Origin of the sequence: Sinisalibacter aestuarii (genome assembly GCF_027923545.1) — a bacterium.
GTDB lineage: Bacteria > Pseudomonadota > Alphaproteobacteria > Rhodobacterales > Rhodobacteraceae > Sinisalibacter > Sinisalibacter aestuarii.
The window spans coordinates 569,241-587,676 of sequence record NZ_BROH01000001.1; the positions used below are offsets into that span (position 1 = coordinate 569,241).

At 66.2% G+C, this 18,436-nt stretch carries 17 protein-coding genes; 12 read left to right on the forward strand and 5 right to left on the reverse strand.

What is annotated here, in order from left to right; translation table 11 throughout:
• Positions 1-64: 64 nt before the first annotated feature.
• The 3 genes from QMG28_RS02870 to QMG28_RS02880 form a co-directional block, all read right to left on the reverse strand.
• Positions 65-1,618 (reverse strand): flagellin N-terminal helical domain-containing protein, encoded by a 1,554-nt coding sequence (locus QMG28_RS02870; RefSeq protein ID WP_281840656.1) that lies wholly within the window; start codon positions 1,616-1,618, stop codon positions 65-67.
• A gap of 225 nt (positions 1,619-1,843) precedes the next feature.
• Positions 1,844-2,197 (reverse strand): hypothetical protein, encoded by a 354-nt coding sequence (locus QMG28_RS02875; RefSeq protein ID WP_281840657.1) that lies wholly within the window; start codon positions 2,195-2,197, stop codon positions 1,844-1,846.
• The gene (locus QMG28_RS02880) at positions 2,187-2,477 is read right to left on the reverse strand and encodes a rod-binding protein (RefSeq protein ID WP_281840658.1); all 291 of its coding nucleotides are present in this window, start codon (positions 2,475-2,477) and stop codon (positions 2,187-2,189) included. Before QMG28_RS02880 ends, QMG28_RS02875 begins: the two co-directional genes overlap by 11 nt.
• Before the next feature lie 115 nt (positions 2,478-2,592).
• Here QMG28_RS02880 and QMG28_RS02885 point away from each other — a divergent pair, with 115 nt between their 5' ends.
• The 3 genes from QMG28_RS02885 (at position 2,593) to QMG28_RS02895 (ending at position 6,083) form a co-directional block, all read left to right on the forward strand.
• A complete protein-coding gene (locus QMG28_RS02885) occupies positions 2,593-4,365 on the forward strand; it encodes a flagellar hook-length control protein FliK (RefSeq protein ID WP_281840659.1) in 1,773 nt (590 codons plus the stop codon).
• A 13-nt stretch (positions 4,366-4,378) separates the two neighbouring features.
• On the forward strand, positions 4,379-5,059 hold the full coding sequence (locus QMG28_RS02890) for a flagellar hook capping FlgD N-terminal domain-containing protein (protein ID WP_281840660.1): 681 nt from the start codon (positions 4,379-4,381) through the stop codon (positions 5,057-5,059).
• 76 nt (positions 5,060-5,135) lie between these two features.
• Entirely contained in the window at positions 5,136-6,083 is a 948-nt protein-coding gene (locus QMG28_RS02895; protein ID WP_281840661.1) for an aminoglycoside phosphotransferase family protein, read from the forward strand.
• Here the strand turns inward: QMG28_RS02895 and ubiB are convergent.
• Both ubiB and ubiE read right to left on the reverse strand, forming a co-directional pair.
• On the reverse strand, positions 6,067-7,596 hold the full coding sequence (gene ubiB, locus QMG28_RS02900; protein WP_281840662.1) for a 2-polyprenylphenol 6-hydroxylase: 1,530 nt from the start codon (positions 7,594-7,596) through the stop codon (positions 6,067-6,069). The genes QMG28_RS02895 and ubiB overlap by 17 nt on opposite strands.
• Positions 7,596-8,348, reverse strand: a complete 753-nt coding sequence (gene ubiE, locus QMG28_RS02905) for a bifunctional demethylmenaquinone methyltransferase/2-methoxy-6-polyprenyl-1,4-benzoquinol methylase UbiE (protein WP_281840663.1) — start codon at positions 8,346-8,348, stop codon at positions 7,596-7,598. Before ubiE ends, ubiB begins: the two co-directional genes overlap by 1 nt.
• A gap of 75 nt (positions 8,349-8,423) precedes the next feature.
• Between ubiE and mutM the strand changes: the two genes are divergently transcribed.
• The 9 genes from mutM (at position 8,424) to gyrB (ending at position 18,423) form a co-directional block, all read left to right on the forward strand.
• Complete coding sequence (gene mutM / locus QMG28_RS02910; protein ID WP_281840664.1) at positions 8,424-9,275, forward strand: bifunctional DNA-formamidopyrimidine glycosylase/DNA-(apurinic or apyrimidinic site) lyase; 852 nt, start codon at positions 8,424-8,426, stop codon at positions 9,273-9,275.
• 77 nt (positions 9,276-9,352) lie between these two features.
• Positions 9,353-10,129, forward strand: a complete 777-nt coding sequence (locus QMG28_RS02915; RefSeq protein WP_281840665.1) for an enoyl-CoA hydratase — start codon at positions 9,353-9,355, stop codon at positions 10,127-10,129.
• Between the two features lie 158 nt (positions 10,130-10,287).
• Positions 10,288-10,551: a 30S ribosomal protein S20 gene (gene rpsT, locus QMG28_RS02920; protein WP_281840666.1), complete on the forward strand. Its 264-nt coding sequence runs from the start codon at positions 10,288-10,290 to the stop codon at positions 10,549-10,551.
• A 532-nt stretch (positions 10,552-11,083) separates the two neighbouring features.
• A complete protein-coding gene (gene dnaA / locus QMG28_RS02925; protein ID WP_281840667.1) occupies positions 11,084-12,448 on the forward strand; it encodes a chromosomal replication initiator protein DnaA in 1,365 nt (454 codons plus the stop codon).
• Between the two features lie 116 nt (positions 12,449-12,564).
• Positions 12,565-13,683 carry a DNA polymerase III subunit beta gene (gene dnaN, locus QMG28_RS02930; protein ID WP_281840668.1) on the forward strand — a complete coding sequence of 373 codons (1,119 nt, stop codon included), beginning with the start codon at positions 12,565-12,567 and terminating at the stop codon, positions 13,681-13,683.
• A gap of 69 nt (positions 13,684-13,752) precedes the next feature.
• Positions 13,753-14,871, forward strand: a complete 1,119-nt coding sequence (recF, locus tag QMG28_RS02935; protein WP_281840669.1) for a DNA replication/repair protein RecF — start codon at positions 13,753-13,755, stop codon at positions 14,869-14,871.
• Positions 14,868-15,290 carry a VOC family protein gene (locus tag QMG28_RS02940; RefSeq protein ID WP_307726338.1) on the forward strand — a complete coding sequence of 141 codons (423 nt, stop codon included), beginning with the start codon at positions 14,868-14,870 and terminating at the stop codon, positions 15,288-15,290. The genes recF and QMG28_RS02940 overlap by 4 nt, the downstream gene beginning before the upstream one ends.
• Positions 15,287-15,907, forward strand: a complete 621-nt coding sequence (locus tag QMG28_RS02945; protein WP_281840670.1) for a LysE family translocator — start codon at positions 15,287-15,289, stop codon at positions 15,905-15,907. The genes QMG28_RS02940 and QMG28_RS02945 overlap by 4 nt, the downstream gene beginning before the upstream one ends.
• An 80-nt stretch (positions 15,908-15,987) precedes the next feature.
• On the forward strand, positions 15,988-18,423 hold the full coding sequence (gene gyrB, locus QMG28_RS02950; RefSeq protein WP_281840671.1) for a DNA topoisomerase (ATP-hydrolyzing) subunit B: 2,436 nt from the start codon (positions 15,988-15,990) through the stop codon (positions 18,421-18,423).
• Positions 18,424-18,436 lie beyond the last annotated feature (13 nt).

The window sequence follows — 18,436 nt, forward strand, 5'->3', positions numbered from 1 at the left end:
ATGAGGGCTCAGGCGAGGGCGGTGTGGGGCGGGGCGCCGTCCGGGCGCCCCGCCGGTGCTTGGCTTAGCGGAACAGCGAGAGGATGTTCTGCGGCGCCTGATTGGCGATGGAAAGCGCCTGGGTGCCGAGCTGCTGCTGCACCTGGAGCGCCTGCAGCCGGGCCGAGGCGGCCTCCATATCGGCATCGACAAGCGAACCGATCCCGGCCTTGAGCGAGTCGGTGAGGCTGGAAATGAACTCGTTCTGAGTCTCCACCCGCCCGGCGGCCGAGCCGAAATCGGCGGCGGCGTCGATCGCGGTGTTGATCATCGTCTCGATATTGTCGAGCGCCGCGGCCGCCCCCGCATCCGTGGTCACATCCACCGAGTCGAGGCCGAAGAGGCCGCCCGATGCGGTGCCGTCCTGGGTCACCGAAAAGGCGAAATCCCGACCGCCGGTTTCATCGTCCACGGCGAGCGACCACTGTCCGGTGTCACTGTCGAACTGCACCCTGGTCGATACGCCATCCGGCAGGTTCGAATCGATGGCAGTCTTCAGGCCGCGGGCCACGTCTTCCATCGTTTCGCCCTTGCCGGCGACGTAGTCAAACAACGACTGGCTGCCGACCGTGACCTTGAAGCTGTCGCCTTCAGCGACGCCGGCGGCAGCGGAGAAGTCGATCGTTTCGGCGCGCTGTTCGATCGTGCCGGCATTCGGATCTGTCGGCGCGCCGGCACCGTTCACATCGGTGATTTCAAGTTCGCTGTCAGTCGACGAGGCGACGTTGACGTTGACGGAGGAAAACGCGCGCGTGTTCGAGATTTCCAGATCGGCCGCGGTGGCATCCGCGCTGATCCCTTCAATGCCCAGCGCATTGATCTCACTCATGAAATAGGCCGCAACATCATCGTTGGTGTCGCCAGCGGCTGCGGTGTAGTTCAGCTTGCTGCCATTGATGTCGATCTCGAAGGTTTCACCCCCGACCGCCGCGGCGGCCATGCCAAAGGTGAGCGTGGCGGACTTGCCGGCTGCGTCGGTGGTCGTGCCCGTTGCAGCGGCCGTGCCACCCGGGGCGGTGATCGAGCCATAGGATGTGATCGAGGCCACCGCGGTGGTGCCCGCGGTGCCTGCGCTCGTAGTCAGATCCTGGCGCGCCACGGCAATGTTCGAGGCTGACACCGTGCCGTTCGACGAGCGGTCGAGCGACGACAGGATGTTAACATCGTCGAAGCCCTGAACCATGTTGAGGCCGTTGAACTGCGCGGCGCCCACCACCGAGGCGATCTGGTCGCGCAAGGCATTGATATCGGTCTGGAGCTTCTCGCGGTCGACGTTCTCTTCCTGCGCCGCAACGATCTTGCCCTTCATGTCTTTCAGAAGATCGGTCACCGTCTCCGATGCCTTTTGGGCGACGGCAAGGGTCGATTCGCCGAGCGACAGGCTGTCGGAGATCGCGGTGAAGCCGTTCACATCGGCTTCCATCACCTTCGAGATCGCCCAGACGGCGGAATTGTCCTTCGCCGAGGCGATGGCCTTGCCGGTGGAGATTTCGTTCTGGGTTTGCGCCAGGTTCGAGTTGATCGACTTGAGCGTTTGCAGCGCGACCATTGCGCTGGTGTTGGTCAGAATGCTGGACATATGGTGGTTCCTTCAGTCGTGCGGCGCCGTTTGCGCCGGGTTTGAGGTCCGCCCGTTGCGGGGCAGGTTCAGAGCCATTCTGACCTCTGCGGATCGTGCTATTCCCAATCCGCGCCACCCCCTCAGGATGCGCGTGCAGCCTGAGGCTGAAGTGCCTAAAGAACGGTGAAGAGCTGAGGGCGAAATGTGTCGGATTTTAGACGACACGGGCGCGCTGCGAAGGAATCAGGCGCGATGGTTAATGCCATCTGCGGCGTGCGTTTGGCCAAGATCCCGGCGTGCGCCATCGGCGCTGTAGGTGCTGAGGCGCACAGGCGGTTCCCCGATGTGGGCAAGGCGTTGGCGCGCGGCCTCGATCCCGCGCACGGCACCTTGCAGAAGCCGCTGATTTCGTTCGGCTTTGGCGCGGATGCGGGTGAGTTGCGCCGTGTCGGCCGCGCCCGCGAGCCGCGCGATCAGCTGCGCCTTGTGCCGGGTGGCGCGGTCAAGCTGCGCGATCCGGCCTTCGATGAGCAAAGCACGTTCCCGGTCGAGCAGATCTTCCAGCGCGTCGGCCGCGCCGGGGCGGTCAAACAGCATTGTCGGCCCTTTCCTTAAGTGCGTCGAACAGGCTCCGGGCAAGCCCGATACCGCCGGCGCCAACCATCGCGCGGGCCTGTTCGAGCCGCAGAAAAGAGGCGAACTGCTCTTCGCCCGCACCGCCGCCGAAGGCGTCTGGCATATCGCCCAGCCCGGCGGATTTGAGCATTTCGGCGAGGAAGCTCGCCTCCAGCTCCCGGGCGGCGGTGTGCAAGGCGGCGTCGCGCCGTGCCGTGTCTGGCCGTGGGGCGGGGGTGGCGAATGCGTCAAGCGGGGTCATGGCGAATCTTTCGAATTGACCGAAATCGCCGGTAGTTTGCCCGCTGCGGGTAAAGAATCGGTAACTCCTCTCTGACATGGTCGTGCCATCGGAGTCAGAATACCCGGACCGGATCATGCACCTGCCCCTGCTCGCCCTCATCCTGCCCGCCACGGAGGCGGACGCGGCATGTGCCCGAACCGGCGATGTCGGCGAAAGCGCGTTCGACCGGGTTTTTGCCGGTGATGGTGGCCGGGCGATAGTGGCCGGGGAACGGCTGGCGGCCATCCCCGAAGCCGGGCCGCTGCGCGGCGATATGGCAGCTAGGGGCCGGTCGGGCTTCGGCGAGGTGCTTGCCGAGGAGAATGGGCGGGAGCCGATGGCCGATCCGGGCAGGGTGCGGGGGCAGGAGCCGGGCCGGCAGGCATGCCTGTCCTGCGATCGTGCCCCACCGGCTCCCACCGGGTGGTGGTCAATGGAGCCGGTCCGTCTTGTGGCGGTGGCCGACCCGGTGGCGTGGCGACCGGAGCGTGAGGTGCGAATGCCTGACGGCGATCTGCAGGCAGCCGGCCCCGATACTGGCTCTGCCGATCTGCCCGATGAGACCGCGCCGCCGACGGACCGCGCTGCCGATGCCGGCGGCGAGGCGGTGGTTTTTGATGCCGGGTATGCCGGGATCGTCATGCCCTTGCCGGCGGCGGATGGGCCGGCGCGCGCTGTGAACGATGTTGCAGAGCCGGGAAAGGGCACGGACCATGCCGTATCGGCTCTTCGCCCGGATCGCGGGGCCTTGTCCGAACAGGCGGAGCCTCGCGCCATGAGCGTTTCGGTGCCCGAGACGGATGTGCCGGTGCGGGCGGGAACATCGAGTGAGCGCCGGGAGCCCGCACAGCCGGGACAGGCCGTGCAGGGGGGCAGGCCGGAGGCATCGTCTGGCGGTGCCTCTGCCAACCGCGACGGTGCCGCCCGGCAGTCCGTTGCGGCGTTGGCGCCAGCGCAGCCGGCTCCGCGCGCCTTGGCGATGTGGATGCACGATGGGGCCGTGCCGGCGCTCCGGCCCGTGGCGGAGGCCGTGGCCGATCTTTCGCCCGATCCAGCGGTTGCGGCAGATCCCGCTGGCCGGGAGCGCGCGCTTTCCGCGCAGCCCGGCCCGGCCTGGCGGGGAAGCTCAGCGCTTGTTGGTCCGGCCCTGGCCGTGGAGCGGGTGCCAATGCCGCGCGCGGCACCTCTTGCGGAGCCGGACATGGGCGATATGACCGATGCGCCGGCGCCCGTTCGCGCTGAGGTGGCGCAGGTGCAACGCACCGGCCCGGCGACGCCCGCGATGGCCGGCCAGATTGCCGCCGCGCCGCCACCCTCCGACCGGCTGCCTGCCGTGATTGAGGTGGGTATCGGCGCCGAGGGGGATCGCGGTGAGCCGCAGGGTGAGGTGCCACTTGCCGAACCACGGTTGGCGCATCCTGCAGGCCATGCGCCGCTGGCGGCGCCCACGCCGCGGCCCGAGCTTGCCCGCGCCGTGGCGGTGCAGATCGCCGAGGTCGTCGCGCAGAACCATGAACGCGGGGTTGAGTTGCGGTTGCAGCCCGAGGAACTTGGGCGCGTCAGCCTGACGATGTCGGCCGATGGCGGTGTGTTGTCGGTGGCGCTGGCGGCAGACCGGGGCGACACGCTCGATCTGATGCGCCGGCATATCGAGATTCTGGGCGATGAGTTGCGCAAACTGGGCTACAGCTCGGTCGCATTCTCCTTCGCGGGCGGCGGGGACGGGCATGGCACTGGTGCTGCCCGCACCGGGCCGGCGCCTGCCCCCGGCACCGATGGCGACGACACCGAGGCAGGCCCCGTTGCGGCGGCCCTGCCCGATCCGGGCGCCAACCGCAAATCCAACGGCATTGATATGCGTCTTTGAGTGAGGAAGCTGAATGGACGTCACTTCAACCCAGACCACCACGGCAACCGGGGGCACGGCGAAAAGCGATGCGGGATCGACCGGCAGCGCCATGATCTCTTCGGATTTCGAGACCTTCCTGAAGATGCTCACCGTCCAGATGGAAAATCAGGATCCGCTGAACCCGATGGAGAGCACGGATTTCGCGGTCCAGCTCGCTACCTTCTCCGGCGTCGAGCAACAGGTTCAGACCAATGCATTGCTGGAGGCGATGGCCGGCCAGCTTGGGGCGATGAGCATGTCGGATCTGGCGGGCTGGGTCGGGATGGAGGCGCGCGCGGTCAGCGCGGCCTGGTTCTCCAACACCCCGCTCACGCTCAGGGCCGAGCCGGCGAGCGGGGCCGAGCGTGCCTATCTGGTGGTGCGCGATTCGGCCGGGGCGATCGTCGACCGGGTGGAGGTTCCGGTCTCGGACGAGCCGCTGCAATGGGCGGGCGTGTCGGGCGGTGGCGATCCGCTGCCGGCGGGGCTCTACAGCTTCAACCTGGAGAGCTATTCGCAGGGCAAGATGATCGCCGACAGGCAGATGGCGGTTTATTCCGAAGTGGTCGAGGCCCGGGTGGAAAACGGCGAGACGATCCTTGTGCTGCAAGGCGGCGCGGAGGTTGCGGCCTCGGAGGTCGATGCGCTGCGGATGCCGGAGCTGCCGGGCTGACGCCGCGCTTTGAGCCGCCGCGCCTTGCCGATGCGGGCGCAGCGCCCTAGCTTGGCGCGACTTCAGCGAGGATGACGTGACAGCGACAGGGCACAACGAGGCGCCTTCCGGCGCGCAAGTGCAGGCGCAGGCCGGAGGCGGAGAGGGCGCGACCGCGCTCGCCGCCTTCTGGGCCGCGCATCGCCCGGAGGTGTTTGCCGGGGCGGCGAACTGGACGGCGCTGTCGGGCGGGCGGACGAATGCGGTTTGGCGGGTGCAGACCCCGGCAGGGGCGCTGGTCGTCAAGCTGTACCGGGCCGATGCCGCCACGCCGCTTTTCGCCAACGATCCGGAGGCCGAGGCGGCAAGCCTGGCGGCCCTTGCGGGAACGGGGCTCGCGCCCGACCTTGTCGCCACGGCGCTGACGCCGCAGGGGCCGAGCCTTGTCTACAGTCACATTGCGGGGCGGCCATGGCAGGCAGCGGATAACCCATCGCTCGTGGCCGAGGCACTGGCGCGGCTTCATGCGCGCGCGCTGCCCGATGGCCTGCCGATGCGCCCGCCCGGCGCCGACCGGCTGCGCGCGGAGGCGCTGGCGATGCTCGACGATCTCGGGCCGCAAGGCGCCGCACTGGCTGCGCTGAGGCCGGGGGCGTTGCCCGATCCCGGCGATGCGCCCCCGGCCTTCATCCATGGCGACGCGACGGCGGCCAATGCGCTGGTGACCGGGGCGGGGCTGACCTTCATTGACTGGCAATGCCCGGGCGGCGGCGATGCGGCGGACGATCTGGCCGTGTTCCTCTCGCCGGCGATGCAGGCGGTTTCGGGCAATGCGCCGCTGACGGCCGCGGGCGAGGCGGCGTTTCTGGCGAGCTATCAAGCGGCGGGGGCCGATCATGCACGCACGGTGGCGCGTTACCATGCGCGCGCGCCGCTCTATCACTGGCGGATGGCGGCCTATGCCACCTGGCGCGCGGCGCGGGGGGATGACGCATACGCCGCCGCCGCCGCGCTGGAGACCGCGCGGCTCAAAGCAGCGAAATGACCAGTACGAGAGCCAGGGTGGCCAGGCTGCCGAGCGAGAAATACCCCAGAGCGCGGAGCGGGCGGTGGGTCGAGCGCTGCGGCGGCACGCGGCTTTGGCGGATCAGTGTCGCCTCGGCGATCTGTGGCAGGCGCGGGCCCAAGCGCGACAGAATCCGCGCCGCGTGGGCAAGGTCGCGCACCATCGCTTTCGGCCCCATCGCGTCGGTGATATAGGCCTCCACCACCGGGCGGGCGACTTCCCAGATGTTGATATGCGGATTGAGCGAGCGCGAGACGCCCTCGACCACCACCATCGTGCGCTGCAGCAGAATCAGCTCGGTGCGGGTCTGCATGCCGAACCATTCGGTGACTTCGAACAGGTAGTGCAGGAGCCGGCCCATCGAGATCTGGGTGGCGTCCATGCCGAAGATCGGCTCGCCCACCGCGCGCAGCGCCTTGGCGAATTCTTCCACGTCCTGATCGGCGGGGATGTAGCCCGCCTCGAAATGCACCTCGGCCACGCGGCGATAATCGCGCTTGATGAAACCGAACAGAATCTCGGCATAGACCCGGCGGGTAAAATCGTCGATCCGGCCCATGATGCCGAAATCGAGCGCGATGACATCGCCATTCGGCGCGACCTTCAGGTTGCCCTGATGCATATCGCCGTGAAACAGCCCGTCGCGCAGCGCGTGGCTGAGGAAGAGGTGCAGCACACGGTTGCCAATGGCTTCCATGTCATGCCCGGCGGCGCGGATCTTTTCGACCTCGTTGGCCGGGATGCCCTCGCCCCAGTCGAGCGTCATCACCCGCTTGGAGGAGAGCGACCATTTTACGGCGGGCACGACAAAGCCCGCGTCCTTCGCGGTGTTTTCGGCAAATTCCGAAGCCGAGGCACATTCCAGCCGCAGGTCGAGCTCGCCCAGCACCACGCTCTCGAAATGCGCGACCACATCCGATGGGCGCAGCCGGCGCGATTGCGGCAGCAGAAACTCAAGAACGGCGGCGGAGAAGTGGAAGGCGTCGAGATCGGTGCGGAAGGCCCGTTCGATCCGCGGGCGCAGCACCTTCACCGCCACCTCGCGGCCATCGGCGGCGATGCGGGCGCGGTGAACCTGCGCGATCGAGGCGGCGGCAACCGGCTCGGAAAACTCCGAGAACACCTCGTCGACCTTGATCCCAAGCTCCTCCTCGATCGTCTTGCGGGCGATCTCGGTGGAGAAGGGCGGCAGCTTGTCCTGCAGATAGGTCAGTTGCAGGGCCAGCTCGTCGCCGACCACGTCGGGCCGGGTCGAGAGGATCTGGCCAAACTTGATATAGGCGGGGCCGAGCGCCGTCAGCGCGCGTGTGATCGGCGGCAGCGACGGGTCGCCGCGCTTGCCGAGGAAGGCGAAGGTCCAGCTCACAGCGCGGGCGGTGGTGCGCAGGAGCGGCGGCGCGTCCATCGCGTGCAGCACTTCGCCGAGCGCGCCGGTGCGCGCGAAGGTGGCGCCGGTGCGGACGAGCCGCCAGATGTTGTGGGGACCGCGCATCAGATCTTCCAGCCCGAATGCAGCGCGGCGATACCCATCGACAGGTTGCGGTAGCTGACGTTTTCAAAGCCCGCCGAGCGGATCATGCCGGCGAAGGTGTCCTGGTCGGGGAACTTGCGGATCGATTCGACGAGATACTGATAGCTCGCCGCGTCGTTGGCGATCAGCTTGCCCATCTTCGGGATGATGTTGAACGAGTAAAGGTCATAGACCTTCTGCATCAGATCGTTGGGGATCTGGCTGAATTCGAGCACCATGATCCGCCCGCCGGGGCGCAGCACGCGGAAGGCTTCGTTCAGCGCATCCTGAATGCGGGTCACGTTCCGGATGCCGAAGGAGATCGTGTAGACGTCGAAGGTGCCCGCCTCGAAGGGCAGCGCCATCGCGTCGCCCACCACCCAGTTGAGGCTCGATGCCATCTGCCCGGCCTCGGCGCGCTTGCGGCCCTCGACGAGCATGCTCTCGGTCATGTCGAGCACGGTGGCATGGGCGCCGGGGGCGCGGCCGAGGAAGCGAAACGAGATATCGCCGGTGCCGCCTGCCACGTCGAGCAGATCCTGTCCGGGGCGTGGCGCGAGCCAGTCCATCATCGCGTCTTTCCAGATCCGGTGGATGCCGAGGCTCATCGCGTCGTTCATCACGTCGTATTTCGAGGCGACATTGGTGAAAACGCCGTGGACCATGCCGGCCTTCTTGTCTTCGTCGACGGTCTGAAATCCGAAATGCGTGGTTTTCTTGTCGTTGGCGGTCATCGGCCCTTGCCCAATCGGGGAAACTGACCCCTCATATAGCGCCCGGAAGGGGCAGACAATGGAAGGGGGCGCGGATTGCCGGAATTACCGGAAGTCGAGACGGTTCGTCGCGGGCTGGCGCCGGTGATGGAGGGGCAGCGGATCGCCCACGCCGATGTGCGGCGCGAGGGGCTGCGCTGGCCCTTTCCCGAGCGGATGGCCGAGCGGCTGACGGGCGCGCGGATCGACCGGCTTCGGCGGCGGTCGAAATACATTCTGGGCGATCTGGACAGCGGCGAGACGATGCTCATCCATCTCGGCATGTCGGGGCGGATGCTGATCTCGGGCACGCCGCTTGGCAAGTTCCACCATGACCACCCCGCGCCGGAAAAGCACGATCATGTGGTGCTCGACATGGAAAGCGGCGCGCGGATCACCTTCAACGACGCCCGCCGCTTCGGTGCGATGGACCTGTTCGCCACCGGCACGGACGACGCCCACCCGCTGCTGGCGAAGCTCGGGCCGGAGCCGCTGGGCAACGCGTTCAACGAGGATCACCTGGTGGCGGCGCTGCATGGGCGGAACACCCCGATCAAGACCGCGTTGCTCGATCAGCACATCGTTTCGGGGCTTGGCAATATCTATGTCTGCGAGGTGCTGCACCGCGCCGGGATCAGCCCGAGGCGCAAGGCGGGGCGGATCGCCGCCGGCAAGGTCGCCGCGCTGGTGCCGGTTATCCGCGAGGTGCTGGCCGAGGCGATCGCTTCGGGAGGATCGTCGCTCAAGGATTACCGGCAGGCCGATGGCGAGCTGGGCTATTTCCAGCACGCCTTCCGCGTCTACGACCGCGAGGGTGCGCCATGCCCCACGCCGGGATGTACCGGCACCGTGCGGCGCATCGTGCAAAGCGGCCGGTCGAGCTTCTACTGCCCTGTTTGTCAAAGATGACTTGAAAGCGGCCCGCAGGTTCGCTTAGGACTCGGCACTTGATGGCAACGCAAGAGACAGCCCCGGGGAGGGCGCGCATGGCCTACAAGAACATCATCGTCGACATCGAGGATAACGTCTGCCTGATCCGACTGGACCGGCCGGACGCGATGAACGCGCTCAACCTCGATCTTCTGCGCGAGCTCGGCAAGGCGCTGGGCGAGGCGCAACAGAACGACAAGGTGCGGGCCTGCGTCATCACCGGCTCGGAGAAAGCCTTCGCCGCCGGGGCGGACATCAAGATGATGAGCGAAAAGAGCTTCGTCGACGTGTTCACCGAAGATCTCTTCACGCCCGAGGAGCAGGCGATCAGGCGCATCCGCAAGCCGATCATCGCGGCGGTGTCGGGCTATGCGCTGGGCGGCGGCTGCGAGCTGGCGATGATGGCGGATTTCATCATCGCGGGCGACAATGCCAAGTTCGGCCAGCCCGAGGTCAACCTGGGCGTGATGCCGGGCATGGGCGGCTCGGCGCGGCTGACCAAGCTGGTGGGCCGGGCCAAGGCGATGGATATGGCGCTGACCGGGCGGATGATGGACGCCGAGGAAGCCGAGCGCGCGGGGCTGGTAAGCCGTGTCGTACCGGCCAAGAAGCTGGTCGAAGAGGCGCTCGCCGCCGCCCGCAAGATTGCCGAGAAGGGCGCGATCAGCGTCATGGCGATCAAGGAGGCGGTCAACCGGGCCGACGAGATGCCGCTGGCCGAGGCGCTGCTGTTCGAACGCCGCCTGTTCCACGCGCTCTTCGCCACCGAGGACCAGAAGGAAGGCATGACGGCCTTCATCGACAAGCGCGAGCCGCAATTCCGCGACAGGTGATGGCGCGATTCGGGGGTTCACAACCGGGGCGAAAGGCCTTATACGCCGCCCGATCATGCGTGTGAGGCCCGCTTTGGCCGGATCAGCCGGTAAGGAACCCGGCCGGGTCGGTTTCGGCATGCAGACGACATTCTAACGACCCGGGAAAGGGAACCGACATGGCCAATTCGCCTCAAGCCAAGAAACGCGCTCGCCAGAACGACCGCCGTTTCCAGATCAACAAAGCCCGCCGTTCGCGCATCCGCACCTATCTGCGCAAGGTCGAGGAAGCCATCGCTTCCGGCGACAAGGACGCCGCCGCCGCCGCTCTCAAAGCCGCCCAGCCGGAACTGATGCGCGGTGTGACCAAAGGCATTTTCCACAAGAACACCGCGTCGCGCAAAATGTCGCGCCTGTCGGCTCGTGTGAAAGCGCTCGGCTGAGCGCCCTGAAAGCGGGCATTTTTGCCACGTAAACGGCGCGTCTTCGGGCGCGCCGTTTTTCTTTGAACGCATGTTTTTCTCAAGAAAATCGCATTTGTGAAACCGCCCCGGGATTCGTTTCACCAAAAACAGAGTCAAGCGAAGAGATCGGTTGCGGCAGCGGCGGGGCTCTGGCTACGTTGCCGGGGCGATTCACAGTCGCCGACTTGGGAAAAATTCGGACAGCAGAGGCAGGATCGGGACAAACCCGCCGCCCGAGCCCCGAACGGAGTGGTCTGAGGGGACGCTTCGGCACAGTTTTGACACGGTCAAGCATGCAAGGGCTGGGGAGCCCGGCGCGTGCTGTCGCCCGGGCGTATCCATACGTGCCCGGCTGGCCGTGGCGTTTTTCCGATTCGGCATGGCCCGGTGGGCCGATCGCATGCGCCGCAACCGCGGCGGGGTATCAGCGCGCCGTCAGGCATTGGGCGCAGTTTATGAGTGCTTGGGACAGGCCACGATGCCGTGGCGAAGAATGCGGGTCGAAAACGATATGACGAATGAAACATGGGGCCGGGTTCGGGAAATTCTGCGAGAGGAAGTCGGGCAGAACAACTATCGGAACTGGATTGAACCCCTGGAATTCGCCGAGCTTGAAGCCGGCGTGGCCACTTTCCTTGTGCCTACGAACTTCATGGGCAATTGGGTCGAGCGGAACTTTGGCGACAAGATCCTGCGGCGGATGATCGAACTGGGCGAGAAGGTTTCGCGCCTCGTTTTCGTCGTGGCCGAGACCGGCCGGGCGAAGCCCGCGGCCGCCAAAGCCGCGAACGGGGCCGCGCCCGCAGCAGCCCGCGCCAGGGCGGAGTCCGAAGAGCTTCCCGGCGCACCGCTCGATCCGCGCTTTACCTTCGATAGTTTCGTGGTCGGCAAACCCAACCAGCTTGCCCATGCCGCCGCGCGCCGCGTGGCCGAGGGCGGCCCGGTCACCTTCAACCCGTTGTTCCTGTATGGCGGCGTCGGCCTCGGCAAGACTCACCTGATGCATGCCATCGCCTGGGAAATTCAGGCCCGCAACCCCGAGCTGCGGGTGGTCTATCTCTCGGCGGAGCAATTCATGTATCGCTTCGTTCAGGCGCTGCGCGAAAAGCAGATGATGGATTTCAAACACCTGTTCCGCTCGGTCGATGTGCTGATGGTGGACGATGTGCAATTCATCGCCGGCAAGGATTCGACGCAGGAAGAGTTTTTCCACACGTTCAACGCGCTGGTGGACCAGAACAAGCAGATCATCATCTCCGCCGACCGTGCGCCGGGCGAGATCAAGGATCTGGAAGACCGGATCAAGTCGCGCCTGCAATCGGGCCTCGTGGTCGATCTGCACCCGACCGATTACGAGCTGCGCCTCGGCATCCTGCAAACGAAGGTGGCGCGCTACCGCGAGCAATATCCCGATCTGGTGATCGCCGATGGCGTGCTCGAATTTCTCGCCCATCGGATCAGCACCAATGTGCGCGTGCTCGAAGGGGCGCTGATGCGGCTCTTTGCCTTTGCCTCGCTGGTAGGGCAGGAGATCACGCTGGAGAAGGCGCAGGACGCGCTGTCCGATATCCTGCGCGCCTCCGACCGCAAGGTCACCGTGGAAGAGATTCAGCGCAAGGTGGCCGAGCATTACAACATCCGCATGTCCGACATGATCGGGCCGAAGCGCCAGCGTTCGATCGCCCGGCCGCGTCAGGTGGCGATGTATCTCGCCAAGACGATGACCACGCGCAGCCTGCCCGATATCGGCCGCCGCTTCGGCGGGCGCGACCATACCACGGTGATGCATGGCGTGCGGCGGATCGACGAGCTCAAGGTAGGCGATACCCAGCTTGCCGAAGATCTCGAAATGCTGCGCCGCTCGCTGGAAGAATAAGCCGCACCGGGCGGCCCCTTGACGGCCCCGCCGAAGCGACGGAAAGTCCTGAAAAATCTTGCGTGCGGCGGCGACCGGTCTATGGTTGCCGTCCCAATACTTGCCGGGAGAGGGTCATGAAGATTTCCATCGAACGCGCCGTGCTGCTCAAGGCCGTGGGCCAGGCGCAATCGGTTGTCGAGCGGCGCAACACGATCCCGATCCTCGCCAACGTGCTGATCGAGGCGGACGGGGCCGATGTGACCTTCCGCGCCACCGACCTCGATATCGAAGTGGTCGACAAGGTGCCGGCGATGGTCGAGCGCGCCGGAGCCACCACGGTGAACGCGGTGATGCTGCACGAGATCGTGCGCAAGCTGCCCGATGGCGCCACCGTTTCGCTCTCGTCCGACGATGCGACGGGCCGGCTCTCGATCGAGGCCGGGCGCTCCAGCTTCTCGCTCGCCACGCTGCCGAAGGAAGACTTCCCGGTGATGGCCTCGTCGGAATACACGGCGAATTTCTCCGCCGCTGCGCCGGTGCTGCGCCGGCTGTTCGACAAATCGAAATTCGCGATCTCCACCGAGGAGACCCGCTATTATCTCAACGGTGTCTACCTGCATGTGAGCGAGGCCGAGGGTGGCCGTGTGCTGCGCGCGGTGGCGACCGATGGCCACCGGCTGGCGCGGGTCGATGCCGATCTGCCGCCGGGCGCCGAGGAGATGCCGGGCGTGATCGTGCCGCGCAAGACGGTGGGCGAGCTGCGCAAGCTGCTCGACGACGACGAGGCGCAGATTGCCGTGAGCGTGAGCGAGACCAAGGTGCGCTTCGCCACGCCGGGGATCACCCTGACCTCGAAGGTGATCGACGGCACCTTCCCCGACTATACCCGCGTGATTCCGACCGGAAACACCAAGAAGATGGAAGTGGACGCACAGGAATTCGCCAAGGCCGTCGACCGGGTTGCCACCGTGTCGAGCGAGCGGAGCCGTGCGGTGAAGCTGCAGCTTGACGAAGACAAGCTGGTGCTCTCGGTGAACGCGCCCGATGCGGGCGCGGCGGAGGAAGAGCTGGTGGTGGCCTATGGCGACGACCGGCTGGAGATCGGCTTCAACGCCAAATACCTGCTTGAGATCGCAAGCCAGGTGGACCGCGAGAATGCGGTGTTCATGTTCAATTCGTCGGGCGAGCCCGCGCTGATGCGCGAGGGCAACGACACCAGCGCGATCTACGTCGTCATGCCGATGCGCGTGTGAGCGAGCCTGGGGCGATAACTTTCTTGCCTCCGGCGGGGATATTTTCAGCAAGATGAAAGGGGGCCGGGTATGACGGGCCTCTTTTTGCGGGAGTTGATGCTCAGTCATTTCCGCTCGCACAAGCGGGCGGTGCTGGCGCTGGATGGCCGGCCGGTGGCAATCCATGGGCGCAACGGGGCGGGCAAGACCAATATTCTCGAAGCGGTGTCGCTGCTCTCGCCGGGGCGGGGGCTTCGGCGCGCGGTGGCGGACGAGATCGCGCGCCGGCCCGAGGCGCTGGGCTGGAAGGTGACGGCGCTTCTGCAATCGCTGCATCAGCTTCACGAGGTCGAGACCTGGGCCGAGGCGGGCAATCCCCGGCAGGTGAAGATCGACGACAAGCCGGCGCCGCAGGTCGCGCTCGGCCGGATCGCGCGGGTGGTCTGGCTGGTGCCGGTGATGGACCGGCTCTGGACCGAGGGCGCGGAGGGGCGGCGGCGCTTTCTCGACCGGATGGCGATGAGCTTCGAGCCGGGCCATGCGCAGGCGGTGCTGGACTACGAAAAGGCGATGCGCGAACGCAACCGGCTGCTTAAGGACGGTCAGCAGGACAGGCACTGGTATCACGCGCTGGAGGCGCAGATGGCAAAGGCCGGAGCCGAGATCCAGGCCAACCGCGCCTTCACCGTCGAGCGCCTGACGGCGGCGCAGGCGGAAGCGGAAACGAGCTTTCCCACCGCCGAGCTGCAATTGCTCCATGCCGAGGGGGCGCTGGACGGGCCGGAAGGCGAGGCGGCGCTGGCCGGGGCCTACGAGGCCGGACGCCGGGCCGACCTTGCGGCGGGGCGCACGCTGGCAGGGCCGCACCGGGCCGATCTGGCGGCCAGCTACGCGGCGAAGGGGGTGGCCGCGAAGGATGCCTCGACCGGCGAACAGAAGGCGCTGCTCGTCTCTCTGGTGCTCGCCAATGCCCGGGCGCTGGCGATGGATTTCGGCGCCCCGCCGATCCTGTTGCTCGACGAGGTGGCGGCGCATCTGGACGCGGGGCGCCGCGCGGCGCTTTATGATGAAATCTGTGCGCTCGGAGCGCAGGCGTTCATGACCGGCACCGGGCCGGAACTGTTCGAGGCGCTGGGCGGGCGGGCGCAGTATTTCGAGGTGCGCGAGGCGGAGGGCCTCAGCGCGGTTGAGGAAAGGAACGGGCCATGACCCTGCCGATGAACCGGGTGACCTTCATCACCCTCGCCGTGGCCGATCTGGCCCGTGCCCGCGCCTATTACGAGGCGCTTGGCTGGGAGGTCGAAACTGCGATGGACGAGGTGGCCTTCTACGCGATGCGGGGCCAGAAGCTTGGCCTGTTCACGCTGGAGGGGCTGGCGAAGGAAACCGGAAGGCGGGTGGATGACCTCAGGACCGGAGCGATGACGCTGGCGCAGAACCAGCCAAGCCCGGAGGCAGTGGACGCAGCCTTTGCCCATGCCGTTGCCTGCGGGGCGGCGGCGGTGACGGCGCCGTTCAAGACCGATTGGGGCGGCTATTCGTCCTACGTGGCCGACCCGGACGGGCATTTGTGGGAGTTTGCCTACAACCCCTTCTCGCCGCTCGATGACGAGGGCCACATCGCGTGACCGTCACCCTCGTTGAGCTTGCGCTCTATGCCGTCGCCATGGTCGTTCTCACGATCACGCCGGGGCCGGTCTGGGTGGCCACCATCGCGCGGGCGCTTTCGGGCGGTTTCGCCCAGGCCTGGCCGCTGACGCTCGGCGTGGCGCTGGGCGATGTGGCCTGGTCGGTGCTCGCGGTGCTGGGCGTGGGCTGGGTGGCCTCGACCTTTGGCGATGTCATGGCCGTGTTCCGCTTCGTGGCGGCGGCGATCTTCCTGGTGCTGGGGGTGCTGGTGCTGCGCCATGCGGGCGATCCGATCGGGCGCGACGGCCGGCTCACGCGGCCCGGCATCTGGGCCGGTTTCGCGGCCGGGCTGGTGGTGATCATCTCCAACCCGAAGGCGATCCTTTTCTATATGGGCTTTCTGCCGGGGTTCTTCGATCTCTCCCGGCTGACGCCGCTCGACGTGGTTCTGATCGCCACCGTGAGCTTTGCGGTGCCGATGCTCGGCAATCTCGGGCTGGCGCTTCTGGTGAGCCATGCGCGTGGCCTTCTTACCTCGCCGCGCGCGGTGAAACGAATGAATGTCGCGGCGGGTGTGCTGCTGATTCTCGTGGGGCTGGTGATCCCCTTTACCTGACCCTAAATCTTGTGGCGCGACGCTGGTAAAACCCCCGCGAAACCCCTATAAATTGCGGACCGAAACCGAGGAAGGTCCGCATGGCCGACGACGCACAGAAGAACCCCGAATATGGGGCAGATTCCATCAAGGTTCTCAAGGGGTTGGAGGCGGTTCGCAAGCGCCCCGGCATGTATATCGGCGATACCGACGATGGCTCGGGCCTGCACCATATGGTCTACGAGGTCGTCGATAACGGGATCGACGAGGCGCTGGCGGGCCACGCCGATGCGGTGACGGTGAAGATCCATGCCGACAGCTCGGTCTCGGTCACCGATAACGGGCGCGGGATTCCCGTCGATCTGCACCCCGAGGAAGGGGTGAGCGCGGCGGAAGTGATCATGACCCAGCTCCATGCCGGCGGGAAGTTCGACCAGAACTCCTACAAGGTCTCGGGCGGCCTTCATGGCGTGGGCGTTTCGGTGGTGAATGCGCTGTCGGACTGGCTGGAGTTGACGATCTGGCGCGACGGCAAGGAGCATGTCGCGCGGTTCGAGCATGGCGACACAGTGGAGCACCTCAAGATGGTGGGCGATGCCGAAGGCAAGAAGGGCACGATGGTGCGCTTCCTCGCCTCGGCGAAAACCCACGATCCGGACGGCACGTTCTCGAACCTCGACTACCAGTTCAAGACCCTCGAAACCCGCCTGCGCGAGCTCGCTTTCCTGAATTCCGGGGTGAAGATCATCCTTGAAGACGAGCGCCCGGCCGAGCCGCTGCGCACCGAGCTGCACTATGATGGCGGGGTGATGGAATTCGTCAAATACCTCGATCGTCACAAGACGCCGATGCTTGAAGCGCCGATCTACATGGTCGGCGAACGCGACGGGATCACGGTGGAAGTGGCGATGTGGTGGAACGACAGCTACCACGAGACGGTATTGCCGTTTACCAACAACATCCCGCAGCGCGATGGCGGCACCCATATGGCGGGCTTTCGCGGCGCGCTGACGCGCACGATGAACCTGTATGCCAACTCCTCCGGTCTGGCGAAGAAGGAAAAGGTCAACTTTACCGGCGACGATGCCCGCGAGGGGCTGACCTGTGTGCTGTCGGTCAAAGTGCCAGACCCGAAATTTTCGAGCCAGACGAAAGACAAGCTGGTCAGTTCCGAAGTTCGCCCTGCGGTGGAAAACCTCGTCAACGAGAAGCTCGGCGAATGGTTCGAGGAGCACCCGAACGAGGCCAAGCTGATCGTGGGCAAGATCGTCGAGGCGGCGCTGGCGCGTGAGGCGGCCCGCAAGGCGCGTGAGCTGACCCGCAAGAAATCGTCGCATGACGTGGCGAGTCTGCCCGGCAAGCTGGCCGATTGTCAGGTGAAAGACCCCGCCAAGCGCGAGCTGTTCATCGTCGAGGGCGACAGCGCCGGCGGCTCGGCCAAGCAGGGCCGGTCGCGCTACGATCAGGCGGTGCTGCCACTGCGCGGCAAGATCCTCAACGTCGAGCGTGCCCGGTTCGACCGGATGCTTTCGTCAGAGACGGTGGGCACGCTGATCACCGCGCTCGGCACCGGGATCGGGCGCGACGAGTTCGACATCGAAAAGCTGCGTTATCATAAGGTCATCATCATGACCGATGCCGATGTCGACGGCGCGCATATCCGCACGCTCCTGCTCACCTTCTTCTATCGCCAGATGCCCGAGATCATCGACGGCGGATATCTCTACATCGCGCAACCGCCGCTTTACAAAATCTCACGCGGGAAATCCGAGGTCTACATCAAGGATGTGCCGGCACTGGAGGAATACCTGATCCAGCAGGGCGTGGAGGGTGCGGTGCTGCGGCTCAATACCGGCGAAGAGATTGCCGGGACGGACCTTTTGCAGGTTGTGGAGAATGCCCGGCAGTTCAAGCGTGTGCTCGATGCTTTCCCGACGCATTATCCGCGCGGCATTCTCGAACAGGCGGCGCTGGCCGGGGCCTTCGATGCGGGCGCGGCGGATGCCGATCTGCAGGGCGTGGCCGATGCGGTGGCGCGGCGGCTCGACCAGGTGGCGGTGGAATACGAACGCGGCTGGCAGGGCCGGATCACCCAGGATCACGGCATCCGGCTGGCGCGGGTGCTGCGCGGGGTCGAGGAGGTGCGCACACTGGATGGCGCGGTGCTGCGCTCCGGCGAGGCGCGGCGGCTCAGCCAGGTCTCGGGCGAGAGCCGGGGCCATTACCGCGATCCCTCGCATCTCGTGCGCAAGGATCGCGATCAGGTGATCCACGGGCCAACCGATCTGCTCGACGCGATTCTCGCCGAAGGCGAGAAGGGCCTGACATTGCAGCGCTACAAGGGTCTGGGCGAGATGAACCCCGACCAGTTGTGGGAAACCACGCTGGACCCGGAGGCGCGCACGCTGTTGCAGGTGCGGGTGGACGATCTGGCCGAGGCCGATGATCTCTTCACCAAGCTGATGGGCGACGTGGTGGAGCCGCGCCGCGAATTCATCCAGACCAATGCGCTGAGCGTGGAAAACCTCGACTTCTGAGGATCTGACCTTC

Excerpts from the sequence above, each read along its gene's own strand:
- QMG28_RS02875 (WP_281840657.1), bottom strand. The coding sequence starts at position 2,197 with ATGCTGTTTGACCGCCCCGGCGCGGCCGACGCGCTGGAAGATCTGCTC.
- QMG28_RS02870 (WP_281840656.1), bottom strand. The coding sequence starts at position 1,618 with ATGTCCAGCATTCTGACCAACACCAGCGCAATGGTCGCGCTGCAAACG.
- gyrB (WP_281840671.1), top strand. The coding sequence starts at position 15,988 with ATGGCCGACGACGCACAGAAGAACCCCGAATATGGGGCAGATTCCATC.
- ubiB (WP_281840662.1), bottom strand. The coding sequence starts at position 7,596 with ATGCGCGGTCCCCACAACATCTGGCGGCTCGTCCGCACCGGCGCCACC.
- rpsT (WP_281840666.1), top strand. The coding sequence starts at position 10,288 with ATGGCCAATTCGCCTCAAGCCAAGAAACGCGCTCGCCAGAACGACCGC.
- recF (WP_281840669.1), top strand. The coding sequence starts at position 13,753 with ATGACGGGCCTCTTTTTGCGGGAGTTGATGCTCAGTCATTTCCGCTCG.
- QMG28_RS02890 (WP_281840660.1), top strand. The coding sequence starts at position 4,379 with ATGGACGTCACTTCAACCCAGACCACCACGGCAACCGGGGGCACGGCG.
- dnaA (WP_281840667.1), top strand. The coding sequence starts at position 11,084 with ATGACGAATGAAACATGGGGCCGGGTTCGGGAAATTCTGCGAGAGGAA.
- QMG28_RS02915 (WP_281840665.1), top strand. The coding sequence starts at position 9,353 with ATGGCCTACAAGAACATCATCGTCGACATCGAGGATAACGTCTGCCTG.
- QMG28_RS02885 (WP_281840659.1), top strand. The coding sequence starts at position 2,593 with ATGCACCTGCCCCTGCTCGCCCTCATCCTGCCCGCCACGGAGGCGGAC.
- dnaN (WP_281840668.1), top strand. The coding sequence starts at position 12,565 with ATGAAGATTTCCATCGAACGCGCCGTGCTGCTCAAGGCCGTGGGCCAG.
- ubiE (WP_281840663.1), bottom strand. The coding sequence starts at position 8,348 with ATGACCGCCAACGACAAGAAAACCACGCATTTCGGATTTCAGACCGTC.
- QMG28_RS02940 (WP_307726338.1), top strand. The coding sequence starts at position 14,868 with ATGACCCTGCCGATGAACCGGGTGACCTTCATCACCCTCGCCGTGGCC.
- QMG28_RS02880 (WP_281840658.1), bottom strand. The coding sequence starts at position 2,477 with ATGACCCCGCTTGACGCATTCGCCACCCCCGCCCCACGGCCAGACACG.